The sequence below is a fragment of the Corynebacterium sp. HMSC068H04 genome (assembly GCF_001811255.1).
Taxonomy (GTDB): Bacteria; Actinomycetota; Actinomycetes; order Mycobacteriales; family Mycobacteriaceae; genus Corynebacterium; species Corynebacterium hesseae.
This window is the reverse complement of the sequence record NZ_KV803996.1, coordinates 147,825-160,084: the sequence shown is the minus strand read 5'-3', so window position 1 is coordinate 160,084 and position 12,260 is coordinate 147,825. Positions and strand designations below refer to the sequence as shown.

At 60.0% G+C, this 12,260-nt stretch carries 10 protein-coding genes; 2 read left to right on the top strand and 8 right to left on the bottom strand.

What is annotated here, in order from left to right; all coding sequences use genetic code 11:
- The 3 genes from HMPREF2792_RS13005 to HMPREF2792_RS06680 all read right to left on the bottom strand — a co-directional run.
- Window positions 1-1,127, bottom strand: a 1,127-nt coding sequence (locus HMPREF2792_RS13005) for a VaFE repeat-containing surface-anchored protein (protein WP_198530305.1), incomplete at its 3' end; no start/stop codon positions are given.
- A gap of 652 nt (window positions 1,128-1,779) precedes the next feature.
- Window positions 1,780-3,126 carry a formate-dependent phosphoribosylglycinamide formyltransferase gene (purT, locus tag HMPREF2792_RS06685; RefSeq protein WP_070532119.1) on the bottom strand — a complete coding sequence of 449 codons (1,347 nt, stop codon included), beginning with the start codon at window positions 3,124-3,126 and terminating at the stop codon, window positions 1,780-1,782.
- A gap of 216 nt (window positions 3,127-3,342) precedes the next feature.
- A complete protein-coding gene (locus tag HMPREF2792_RS06680; protein WP_070523587.1) occupies window positions 3,343-4,635 on the bottom strand; it encodes an adenylosuccinate synthase in 1,293 nt (430 codons plus the stop codon).
- Between the two features lie 297 nt (window positions 4,636-4,932).
- Here HMPREF2792_RS06680 and HMPREF2792_RS13450 point away from each other — a divergent pair, with 297 nt between their 5' ends.
- Both HMPREF2792_RS13450 and HMPREF2792_RS06670 read left to right on the top strand, forming a co-directional pair.
- A complete protein-coding gene (locus HMPREF2792_RS13450; protein WP_118781210.1) occupies window positions 4,933-4,980 on the top strand; it encodes a hypothetical protein in 48 nt (15 codons plus the stop codon).
- Between the two features lie 1,045 nt (window positions 4,981-6,025).
- The gene (locus HMPREF2792_RS06670; protein ID WP_070532112.1) at window positions 6,026-6,946 is read left to right on the top strand and encodes a hypothetical protein; all 921 of its coding nucleotides are present in this window, start codon (window positions 6,026-6,028) and stop codon (window positions 6,944-6,946) included.
- A gap of 210 nt (window positions 6,947-7,156) precedes the next feature.
- Here the strand turns inward: HMPREF2792_RS06670 and HMPREF2792_RS06665 are convergent, their stop codons facing one another.
- The 5 genes from HMPREF2792_RS06665 to pyrE form a co-directional block, all read right to left on the bottom strand.
- Window positions 7,157-8,377 (bottom strand): FUSC family protein, encoded by a 1,221-nt coding sequence (locus tag HMPREF2792_RS06665; RefSeq protein ID WP_070532110.1) that lies wholly within the window; start codon window positions 8,375-8,377, stop codon window positions 7,157-7,159.
- A 135-nt stretch (window positions 8,378-8,512) separates the two neighbouring features.
- On the bottom strand, window positions 8,513-9,547 hold the full coding sequence (gene fbaA / locus HMPREF2792_RS06660; protein ID WP_070523601.1) for a class II fructose-bisphosphate aldolase: 1,035 nt from the start codon (window positions 9,545-9,547) through the stop codon (window positions 8,513-8,515).
- A gap of 185 nt (window positions 9,548-9,732) precedes the next feature.
- The gene (locus HMPREF2792_RS06655) at window positions 9,733-10,929 is read right to left on the bottom strand and encodes a glycoside hydrolase family 76 protein (protein WP_070523604.1); all 1,197 of its coding nucleotides are present in this window, start codon (window positions 10,927-10,929) and stop codon (window positions 9,733-9,735) included.
- Window positions 10,930-10,991: 62 nt separating this feature from the next.
- A complete protein-coding gene (locus HMPREF2792_RS06650) occupies window positions 10,992-11,726 on the bottom strand; it encodes a TrmH family RNA methyltransferase (RefSeq protein ID WP_369821993.1) in 735 nt (244 codons plus the stop codon).
- Window positions 11,659-12,204, bottom strand: coding sequence for an orotate phosphoribosyltransferase (pyrE, locus tag HMPREF2792_RS06645; protein WP_070532104.1), 546 nt, complete (start codon window positions 12,202-12,204; stop codon window positions 11,659-11,661). Before pyrE ends, HMPREF2792_RS06650 begins: the two co-directional genes overlap by 68 nt.
- Between the last annotated feature and the right edge of the window lie 56 nt (window positions 12,205-12,260).

Sequence of the window (12,260 nt, the reverse complement as noted above, 5' to 3'; positions counted from 1 at the left end):
TCCTCACCCGGATTCTCCGGAGTAGTGGACTCGCCCGGGTTCTCCGGAGTAGTGGACTCAGACGGCTCCTCCTTAGAGGTCACAGTCTGAGCCTCATCGTCGATGTCCTTGTGCTCAGCGATGGGGTTGTCCGAAGTATTATCCGGAGTCTCCTTGCCATCCTTGTCGACCTCAACAGAAGTCAACTCCTCGAAAGCAACCGCAGCCTCAACCGGCTCCGTCACAGACTCATCAACAGTGATCTCAACGACAACTTCGCCGTTAGCAGCATCCGGAGTAAAGGTCTTCTCACCCTTACCCAGAACGGTCTTACCGTCCTCCTTGGAAATCAGCTCAGCGTTAAGGGTGTATTCCTTACCCGGAACCAGACCCTCATAGGTCACCGTATCGTTAACCTGCGCACCAGCAACAACCTCAGTTGCACCATTCGCAAAGTCAGCATTCGTCGAAATCTTCGCCCCACCGGGCAGGCCCGGCTGGTCAGGCGGCATTACACGCTGGGCTGTTCCATCCGCGTTTTTTCCTGGGATGACAATAGTAATGAAGTACTCATCCGGCTGGCTCGGAACATCGAAAACCTTACGGAAGACTGGAGTTTCGTCATTGACAATCTCAAAACCGGTAGCCTTAGTGAACTCCTCGGCATTACCAGTAAATCCCGGAAAGTTCGGAATGCTCGGGTTCGGCTGACCATAGCTCGGCGCAGATCCTGTAATAGCCTTCGCAGCCTTCATCCTGTCCGAATTTCCTGCACCTGCTAGGGCAGAGATATATACAGAATCATTAACAGCCGCTTGTTTGTCACCTGCAGCAAGTGCCGCCTTTTGATGGATCGCTAGGCCGATTACCGCGTCACGATAATCTGGATTAATCTCAAGCTTCGAGGCACTGCTCTTGTCATAGAGCTTGCCAGTGTCCTTAGGGACCAACGCGTACGAGTCAATGCAGAATGCCCATCCGACGTTGTTCCCCTTGTTTCCCCCCATATCTTTAGTAGGCGTTCCAGCCCACACCAAGGTGCCCCAGTTAGACTCAACAACCTTGCCAACTTGACCGCCCAGGGTCATGTTCGGTTTGAAGTCGGTCGGCTCAGCCGCATCCGCCTTCGTCCAGGGAACAGTGACCATGGCCGCAATCACTGCTATTGCTGTGAAAACAGCAGTAAGGACCATCCACCCCTCTCTGGAGATATTCCTTAATTTACTCATCGTTTCCTCTTCGAATGATGTGAATGTCTACAAGTTGTTCTGCACAGCAGTAAGTTTCCGCTGAGACAATCTGAAATCTGGACGTAGGTTTTTACACCCTGACCGGCGATTCTCCTTAAGAATCTGACGTACTCTTATAGTCCACTCAGGATACTATCATCGCTCACAGCTAGCCGCAAGATAGTTGATTGCTGCATAACTTTTCCTTATACCCCCATTGGGCGATAATTTAGCAGGTAAAACGTGCTGTGCGCTTGACCTTTAAGCCGTTCGTCGCCAATACGTTCCCCTAAATGTTGACATAGCACATAACCCAGATTTTCTTAGATTTCTCCATTTAAGGTTTCTTAAGTTTTTGCATAAGTGTTTCCTTAAGGCGGTGCTACGCCAACCGGCTCCCCCGGCGGAAGATGGCTCGCACGCATCACTCTGGCCCGCCGACAAGTAGCCCCCCAGAAATGCACAGAAGTGGCCGTGCGTAACACGCAGCCACTTCAATCACATTCAGTACCCCATTCCCCTGCCAAGGCGTGGGGTACCATTCCCCTTAACTTATAACGTCACTGTTTCTTTAATCGTCGGTGGAGCGAATGAGTTTCGGGTCGACGTCGACAACCGGCTCCGGCACCTCAATCAGCTCAATGTCGGAGACGGCATTGGCAGTCGGCTCCACGGGCTGTGAATCACCGTGGATCGTTTTATCAGCATTCGGCCCCACAGTAATCTTCCCGGCCGCAAGCGCTGCCCTGTCGCGGGCGGTCTCAACGTCCTCGGCGGTCGTAGCCACCATGCCCATGCGGCGTCCGGCGTAGGCCCAGGGCTTGCCAAACAGGCGCACATCGGTCTCTTCATAGGATAAGGCGGTGTCGAGGCCGGAGAAGGAGACGTCGTCAAGCTCGGCGTCCGCGTGCAGGATGACCGCAGCACCAGGGCTGACCATCGTCACGTCAATGGGGAAGCCCAAAATCGCGCGGACATGAAGCTCAAACTCAGAGAAGCGCTGCGTGTATCCGGTCAGCATGGCGGTGTCCAAAGGACGCGGTGAGACGGAGGAGAAGTACACCTCATCGCCCGCCACGAAGAGCTCAACACCGTAGACGCCGCGCCCGCCCAACTCGTTGGAGATACGCGCCGCAACGGAGCGTGCATTCGCCAAGGCATCCTCACTCATCGCCATGGGCTGCCAGGACTCCACCAAGTCACCGTTCTCGTGGCGGTGGCCAATGGGCTCACTGAACCACGTGGCCATCTTGCCCGTAGCCGGGTCGATGGAGCGCACAGCGAGCAGCGTGACCTCATAGTCAAAGTCAACGAAGCGCTCCACAACCACGCGCTTGTTATCGGAGGACACGTGGCGCACCATGGCCCAGGCTTCTTCCACATCCTCTTCTTCCTTAAGAAGGACGTGCCCCTTGCCGGAGGTCGTAATATCCGGCTTCACGATGCACGGCAGGCCCAGCTCCCCCACCGCCTCCTGCAGCTGTTCAGCTGACTCAGCAAAACGATAGGCCGTTACGGGCAGGCCGATGCTCTCAGCCACCTCACGCACGCTCTCGCGGCACTGTGTGAGCTCACAGGCCCGCGCCGTCGGCACGACGGTGGTGCCGAATTCCTCGATACGCTTCAGTGCTTCCACCGCGACGGTCTCCACTTCCGGGACCACGTAGTCCGGTTTAATGCGCTCTGTAAGCTCCCACACCTTGTGTGGGTCCCTGATGTCTGCGATGTAGCTAAAGTGCGCGAGCTGCTGCGCGGGTGCTCCTGCGTAGCGGTCCACGGCGTGGACCTCCAGCCCTAAGTTCTGAAAGGCAATTACCAGCTGCTTGCCCAGCTCTCCCGCCCCCAAAAGAAGCACCTTGGTGGCGTTTCCTGTCAGAGGGGTTCCGATGTGGCCTGCGATGTCGCCTACGGTAGTCATTCTCGAATTATCGCACACTTCTGGTGCTGCATTGCTTGGCGACGTCCCCCAAACCCCCTTCAGAGGCATTAGAGGCATTAAACCGCCCCGCCTCTCCCGTGCGGTGGTTCCTATAGCCATGTGCACGGTGACACGGGAGAAGCTGGGCGGTTGTTGCGCGGCACCGTCACCGTTAGGCGGTGCCTGAGGTTCGTTCGTCTTGGACTGGCCGGCGCCTTACTGGTCCTGCATGACGTCGTGGCGCACGATGGTCTGGTCGCGGCCAGGGCCGACACCAATGTAGGAAATGCGGCAGCCGGAGAGTTCCTCCAGACGCAGGACGTAATCCTGAGCCTTCTGCGGGAGGTCCTCAAAAGTCTTGCAGTCAGTGATGTCCTCGTCCCAAGCCGGCATGGTCTCAAAGATGGGCTCGGCGTGGTGGAACTCGGACTGGGTCAGCGGCATCTCGTCGTAGCGCTTGCCGTCGACGTCATAGGCCACGCAGATGGGGATCTCACCGATGCCGGTGAGCACGTCCAGCTTGGTCAGGAAGTAATCCGTGAAACCGTTGACGCGGGTGGCATAGCGAGCCACCACGGAGTCATACCAACCACAGCGGCGCTTGCGGCCGGTGTTGACGCCGATTTCGCCGCCGGTGGTCTGCAGGTACTCGCCCCACTTGTCAAAGAGCTCAGTGGGGAAAGGACCAGCGCCCACGCGGGTGGTGTAGGCCTTGATGATGCCCAGGGAAGTCTTAATGCGCGTAGGACCAATGCCGGAGCCAACCGAGGCACCGCCGGCCGACGGGTTCGAGGAGGTCACGAAGGGGTAGGTTCCGTGGTCAACATCCAGCATGGTGGCCTGGCCGCCCTCCATTAGGACGTGCTTGCCAGCATCCAGGGCTTGGTTCAGCTCCAGTTCGGCCTCAATGACCATCGGGCGCAGGCGATCGCGGTAGCTCAGGAAGTATTCCACAACCTGCTCCGGATCGATGGCCTTGCGGTTGTACATCTTCACCAGCATCTGGTTCTTAATGTCCAGGGCGGACTCGACCTTCTGGCGCAGGATGGATTCATCAAAAATGTCCTGCACGCGGATGCCGATGCGGGCAACCTTGTCGGCGTAGACAGGACCGATGCCACGGCCGGTGGTACCGATAGCGCGCTTGCCCAAGAAGCGCTCCTGCACGCGGTCCAGGGTCTGGTGGTAGGGCGCCACGAGGTGCGCGTTGGCGGAAATCTTGAGGCGCGAAGCGTTAGCGCCGCGGGCTTCGAGGCCATCGATCTCATCGAACAGGGCCTCCAAGTTAATGACCACGCCGTTGCCCAGGACCGGGGTGGCGTTTTCAGAAAGAATGCCGGCGGGAAGGAGCTTCAGCTCATACTTCTCGCCGCCGACCACGACGGTGTGGCCGGCATTGTTACCGCCGTTGGGCTTCACTACGTAATCGACCTTGCCGCCGAGGATGTCGGTAGCCTTGCCCTTGCCTTCATCGCCCCACTGGGCGCCGACGATGACGATCGCTGCCATGTTGGTGTCACTTCCTATTTATTGAAGTCAAATACGCACCTACTTTACCCGGCATGGCGGTACGACGGTGGGTTTGTGACATGGTCATCAGGAATTGATGCGGTGTCGGTACGGGTGGGCTAGACGTTTTCGGTGTTTTCATCGTCGGTGCTGCCGTCGCCTGAGCCCTCCTCATCGAAGTAGATGGTGTCATTGGTAAACATCAACCGCGACTTGTCCGGGGTGCTGACGATGATGCCGTCATCGACAACAGCGATTTGGGCTTCAACATCACCGATGCCGATTCGGTAGAGCCCGTTGCCCTCGATCTTTGTGCCGTTAGTTGGGATTTCATCGTCATACTGAGTGAACTCAGTACTGCCCTCTAGCGGCAGGAAGGTCACCAAGTTGAATTCCATGCCCTCCGGCATTGGGGTCTTGCCACCCTTGATGGCCCAAGTCCTGCCGTCGCCATGCGCACAGTCAATGGCGTTGTTTTCTTCAATGATGCCGCAGACCATGTTCCAGCCATCGGCGGAAATGGTGAAGAGCTCTTCGCCGCGGAGGTCTTCTTCATCCTCAGCCAAATCTGCGGACTCAGTCGGTTCCGAATCCACGTCGATGAAGAAGATGTCCGAATTCACACCATCGAAGGAGTTTTCCATGGAGGTGGCTTCGGCGCCTGGGCGCTTGTTTACTTTGCCCTTAACACCGACGATGTCACCGTCGGTCTTGGACTCATAAGTATAGCCCTCACCGTCCTCTTCCACTTCGAAGGACGTGGACGTGATGTAGAGGGCATCCTCGTCCTTGAGTTCGCCCTTGGTGAAGAAGACGGGGACTTTGACATCCTCCCCATCGAACGTGCCCTCCAGCACCGCGTAGCTGAGGAACTTGCAAGCGTCGTATTCATCTTCACTGACGCTCACGTCTTCAAACTTTTCAGTCGAGCCTTTCACGTAGGCTTCTTTATTCTCGAGGACCTTGCTTAGCTCGGTATCCTCGAGCTCCTTCGAGTCATCGCAATCGGCGTTGGCGCTCGAAGAGGACGTGCTGCTCGATGTCGACGTGGCCTTCGAAGAAGTAGGCGCCGCCGAACTCGTCGTGGACTCGGCGGCAGCCTCGATGAATGCTGGCTCCTCGGCTTCCGTCAGCGCACCGCCGATGAGGCTGCACGAGCTCATCAGGAGCCCGGCGGTGGATACAAGTGCAAGAACTGTCAATCGGGTGGACATGGTACTTACCTCCGGCTGTTAGGGACTTAAGAATTGATTGCTAAGAAGTTGGGCGTTGCCTTGGAGCCTACTGGCGCATTGTGATGTGCACTACTTTTCTGGGGAAAGCTCCACTGTCTGCATGCCGCGCATGGCGTGTTTTAGCGAAGCTCTTTCCACGCTTCTATGCTTCTTGTATGATCTGTGCGCTTGTAGACTGCGGCGGCCACTTCACCGACGCCCACACCACTGCCCTCATTGAGGCCTCCCAGCGCGGAATACGCGTCGAGCACTTCCGCTTCGCAGAGGTTCCCAGCCGGCAGGAGTTGAAGGCTATTGATACCCTGGCCAGCGAGATTCTCCCGGAAGACCCCACCCCATCGCTGGATGAGATTGCCGCGCAGCCGGACGTGAGCCACCTTGGGGCGCCGGGGCCAGCGCCCCAGGCACCGTTCCTGCGTGAGCCGCTGCGCGTCGTGGTCATTGGCAACGACGCCGCGCTGAGCGCCGTGCTGACGCGCATGATGCGGGCGGATTACCTGTGGGCCGAGGTAGGCTACGTCCCAACTGGGGAGCGCTCCACCGCGGCGCTGAATTGGGGCCTGAAATTGCCAGAACCGGGGCAAGTTCTCGACGAGCGAGGTGCTGCCTCGGAGGAGGCTCTCACCTTTGCCATGACCGCACCCGTCAAGCCAGTGCCGCTCATCCGCAATGATGCGGGCCTCGCCGTGGCGGGTTCGGCAACGATTGCGGAGTGGTCGAACGAGGAGATCACCGGTGAGATCATCGTTGACGATGCCGTGCTGCTGCGCGCAGACCGCGAGAAGGATGTCTTCGGTGCGAAGCTCGTGCCGATGACGGATGCGCCGGGCATCGTGGCGGCGAAGGCGGTGACAAGTTTTGAGGCGGACGCAGCGCCGCGCCGTGGGCTCTTCGCCCGCATGCGCAAGCCTGCCCAACCAGGGCAGCTCGACCCATCCAGCGTCGTGCAGGGCCGGGCGGTACAGGCAGGGGGGCCGGCGCTCAGCGTCAACGTCGATGGAGTCCGCGCCAAGAGGCCGGTCAAGCGCGTGACGTTCTACCGTCACCTGCGGGACCTACAGATAGTCCGGCCCTAATTCTCGCGGTTGAAGGAAAACGAAAGAAGGATTCGGCCAGCATTACCTTTTCGGCACTAGGCTCGAAACCGAATCCTCACCGCATGCGCATTGTGCAATGCACCTAGGCGGTCTGCGGAAGACTCTACCACTCCCCCGTGTTCCCTACGAAGCTGGTTGGAAGCGCACACATACCCCAGTTTTGTGCAGCTGAGGCGTGACCTTTTAGCCCTAGTCCTCTTCCCGCACCTCCGGCGGGTAGGCCGGGTGCTTCGAGGTGGGTACCAGCTGCGCCACGGCGGACTCACGCGACATGCCGCACACCATGAGCAGGTCCACGATGACGGATCGGGTCTGGGCCAGCACAGCATAGGCGGAGAGCACGGCTTCCTCGCCGGCGACGTCCATCGAACAGCGCGCAGCCAACTGGCGCAGGCGTTTGACTATCTCCGGAATGGCATGCGCCTCATCCACGCGGCGCTCATGCGCAGTTTGGTGCGTATAGAGGTCGGAGAGCTCCATCGTGATGTCGGCTAGCTCGTCGATAAGCTCCACTTGCTCGGCTGTGGCGTGGTCGCCGTCCTCGGCGAGCACGAGCGCGCGGCGGGAGAGCACGCGGGTGCCGCGAACCACGTTATCGACGGGCGTAAGGATGCGCTCCAGCGAGCGGACGTTGCGCTGCGAGCTCCACAGGAAGGGCGAGAGTTTTGCGGTCTCCGCACCGCCTTTGGTGGCGTTGAGCATGTTGTTAATGTCGTCCTGCGTGCCGCGCACGGCATCGCGGGCCTCCATGATGGTTTCGGGATCATTGTCCGCAAGGCCCCTGGAGACATCGGAGAGGACCGAGGCCGTAATGCCCAGGACCTTCGAGACTTCCGAACGGCCCGCCCGCAGGGGTGAGGAGGGAATCAGCACAATCATCGTGAGGCCGATGACCGCGCCGATGATGGCGTCGATGGCGCGGGAGAGCCCGCCCATTTCTTCCGGCGGAAGAATGGTGGCGATAAGGATGGCAGCGATGACGATCTGGTTGCTCACCATCTGCGAACCCGTGACAAAGGAGCCGATCACCAGCGCCAGACCGATGATGATGGTCATGTGGATGGGGCCGGTTCCGAGGGCGTCGACAAGCAGCGTGCCTACCAACACGCCCACGATGCCGCCGATGGACATGTCGACGGCGCGCTTGAGGCGGTCACTGCCCGAAAGGCCGAGGATGATGATGACGGCCATCGGGGCAAAGAAGGGCTGCTCGTGGCCGAAAAAGTCATGCGCAACATAGAACGCCAAACCGGCACCGAGGGTGCTCTGAATCATGAACACCAGGCGGTTGCGAATACGCGTGAAGCGCGACTTCAGAGATTTATCCACCAACCGCAGCTGCTCGCGGGTAGTCCTGCGGACGCGTTTGGCTCCCGGTGACGAATTCGACGATGACTCTTGCGCTTCCATGATTCCGGTATTTTACGCGTTCTGATGATGGGGTTGGGTATGCAAAAGCCACCCCTCGAGGGCGAAGGGTGGCTTGTTGAGATGTGCTGAATCAGCACGGCGTCCAGGAGGAGCCGGCGTCAGCTGAGCGTTGGTTTACTTAGAAACGGTCTTGCCCACGGAGTGCAGGTCGGTGCAGGCCTCAACCACGCGGTCAGCCATGCCCTGCTCAGCCTTCTTCATGTAGGAGCGCGGGTCGTAGACCTTCTTGTTGCCAACCTCGCCGTCGATCTTGAAGACGCCGTCGTAGTTAGCAAACATGTGGCGGGCAACCGGGTTGGTGAAGGCGTACTGGGTGTCGGTGTCCACGTTCATCTTGACCACGCCGTAGCCCAGAGCCTGCTCAATCTTCTCCTTCTCGGAGCCGGAGCCGCCGTGGAAGACGAAGTCGAAGGGCTGGGAGCCTTCTTCCAGGCCGAGCTTCTTCACGACGGTCTTCTGGCCCTCATCCAAGACCTCCGGGCGCAGCTTCACATTGCCCGGCTTGTAGACGCCGTGGACGTTGCCGAAGGTAGCGGCCAGCAGGTAGCGGCCCTTCTCGCCGGTGCCGAGGGCATCGACGGTCTTCTCGAAGTCCTCCGGGGAGGTGTAGAGGTTTGCGCCGGCCTTGGCCTGAACGCCGTCCTCTTCGCCGCCGACGACGCCAATCTCAACCTCGAGGATGATGTTGGCGTTGTGGGCCTTCTCGAGGAGCTCCTGGGCGATCACGAGGTTCTCATCGATTGGGATAGCGGAACCATCCCACATGTGGGACTGGAAGAGCGGAAGCTCGCCGCGGTCAACGCGCTCCTGGGAGAAGGCGATCAGCGGGCGCACGTACTCATCCAGAACTTCCTTCTGGCAGTGGTCAGTGTGCAGCGCAACGTTAATGCCGTAGTGCTTTGCAGCCTCGTGAGCGAAGGCAGCCAGTGCCTTGGCGCCGGCAACCTTGTTCTTCACGGACAGGCCGGAACCGAACTCGGCGCCGCCGGTGGAGAACTGGATGATGCCGTCGGACTCAGCCTCGGCGAAGCCGCGGAGTGCGGCGTTGATGGTTTCGGAGGAGGTGCAGTTAATTGCCGGGAATGCGAAGCCGCCCTTCTTGGCGGTATCCAGCATCTGGTTATAAACCTCAGGGGTTGCAATAGGCATGAAATTCCATCCTTTGGAGTTGCTGTGCAGTAAGCCGTGCCGTCTCACAAACCAGCGAAACAACACGTTCCAACATCCAAGTATGCCTGTTATTGTGGTTTTCCGCCGCGAGAAGCGGTGTGACCTCACTTAAACCCCGGCTCCCACGGGCTTAAACAGCCCCTTTAGCTGGGCAAATCCTGCTGTCAGGCGGATTCTGACTTGTACTTCACAATTCGGGTGCAGGCTTCCAACAACATCCAACCGGACAATTGAACGGACAAATCGCGCTCGGCCACGCGGATAATGCCCACCTTCTGGCCTAAGGAGGAAGGCCCAAAACCGTAGTTGTGGGGCAGCTTCGCATCCGCGGTCCAGTCGGAGCCGAAAATGGGCAGACCATCCACCTCAAGGCGGTGTTCCCACACGGATTCCGCCGAGGCCGTCACCAGCCGCGCGGCCAACTTCTTCGTCGCGCGGTTAGCCGGGGAATCACCCGGCAGGCGCACCGCCACGTCAGCCAGGTAGCGGGCCAGGATGCCTTTGAAGAGGCCGCCGTCGCCGTCGCCAGTCTGCCAATCAATGACACCCGTATACGTTGCCATTCCCGTGGCCACCGCTTGGACCAGGCCGCGGATCCGGGTGGTGTAGTCCATCATGTCCGCGGCGAGCTCGGCCTCATGAATGGTGTCGATGTCCTCCACGGAGCGCAGGCCCGTCTGCTTCCGCAGCGCCAGCACAATCTCCAAGCAGGCACCGAGCACCACGCCCTGGCAGTAGGGGTGGATGTTGCGGACGATTTCCTGCCCGTCCATGCGCATGCGGATGCCGTCCATGACGAAGCCATCGTCATCGATCAGGTGGTCGTAGATCCAGTCCACGATGTGGCGGGCCTCGTCCACGCGCCCCATGCGGGCGAGCATGATGGCGCCCGGCCCGTTAGAGGGAACGTTGAGGAAGGTCTCGCCTTCGCGCCACGGCAGGACGCCCACCTGGGAATCGATGCCATCGCGGATGTTGTGCTGCAGGGTGCCCAACTTCTTGTAGGGGCGCTGCTTCTTCAGTTCACCGGCACGGGAAATAGCCAGGGCCATCCAGGCCTTGTCGTCGTAGTAGCGGTTCTTCGTCAGCGCACGGAGGTTGCGTACGTGGATGCCGCGGATGGTATCGGAAATGCGCGCGCGGCGGGCCTTGGTGTTCTTGCGCAAGGCGGCGTCGACAAGACAGTCCAAATAGTGCGCCTGCCACCAATAATGCCAGTGCACAAAGAGCGATTCTTTGGTGGTGGGTGGCCAACTCACCACGGCAAGGTTGGTACGGGGCAAGCCCCACACGGCTTGCGCGTGGCGCTCGTTGATGGCTGTCTCCGCGAGGTCAGCGCGGTGGGACCATTTCTCTAACACTGTTGTCTCATCATTCTTAAATGTGAATTCGTTACCTAGATGTAAACACAGTGCGCGGGATCTCACCAAGCTTTTGATAAATCCGCATGCTGGCGAATCCACGCATGCATGGCGATGCCTGCGGCCACGCCCGCGTTGATGGAGCGAGTCGAACCAAATTGCGCGATGGAACAGGTCATCAGCGCCGCATCTTGTGCCTCTGGGCTCACCCCCGGCCCCTCCTGCCCGAAGAGGAGCAGGCAGCGCTCGGGCAATTCCGCGGTCTCCAGTGGAACGCTCCCGGGGGTGTTATCGATGGCCACGACGGTTAAGCCTTGGTCGGCGGCCCAGGCCATCAGATCGCTGACGTTCGCGTGGTGCATGAGGTGCTGGTACCTGTCCGTCACCATGGCGCCGCGCCGGTTCCAGCGGCGCCGGCCCACGATGTGGACGGTGTCGACAGCAAAGGCGTTGGCGGTGCGCACCACGGTGCCGATGTTGGAATCGTTCTCGAAGTTCTCGATGGCGATGTGCAGGGCATGCCGGCGCTTATCGATGTCCTCCCGGATCGCCTCGCGCGTCCAGTAACGGTAGGCGTCGACGACGTTGCGACGATCCCCCTCCGCGAGCAGCTCGGGATCGTACTTCTCCGCCTCCGGGCCCTGCGGGAGCGGGCCCTCCCAAGGGCCAACGCCGTGGCGGCCCTCATTCCACTCGGTAGGGCCCTTGGCTTCCGCTTCGTCCTCGGGCTTAGGCAAGGTCGAGGTCCTCAAGGCCCAGCAGGTAGCGGTACTCCAAGCCCTCGGCGGCGATGGCATCGCCAGCACCGGTGTTGCGATCCACCACGGTGGCCACGCCGACGACCTCAGCGCCCGCCTTGCGCAGCGCCTTCACCGCGGTCAGTGGGGAGTTGCCGGTCGTGGTGGTGTCCTCGACGACGAGCACCTTCTGACCCTCAACGTTAAAGCCCTCGATCTGGCGCTGCATGCCATGCTTCTTGGCTTCCTTGCGGACGACGAAGGCATCGATATCGCGGCCGTCGGCGTGCATGATGGCCAACCCGACCGGGTCCGCGCCCATGGTCAGACCACCAGCGGCGGCGTAGTCCCAGTCGGCGGTGAGCTCACGCAGCAGCGCGCCGATAAGCCGCGAGGCCTCGTGCTGCAGGGTGGCGCGGCGCAGGTCCACGTAATAATCGGCCTCCTTGCCGGAGGACAGCGTGACTTTGCCGTGGACGACGGCCAGCTCCTTCACCAGCTCTGCTAGGCGTTGCTTCTTCTGCTGATCCAGGCTCATCGCTCGCTCCTTAAAGTCTGTGGCTTTATAGCCTTGAAAAATCCGCCCTGTAGTTT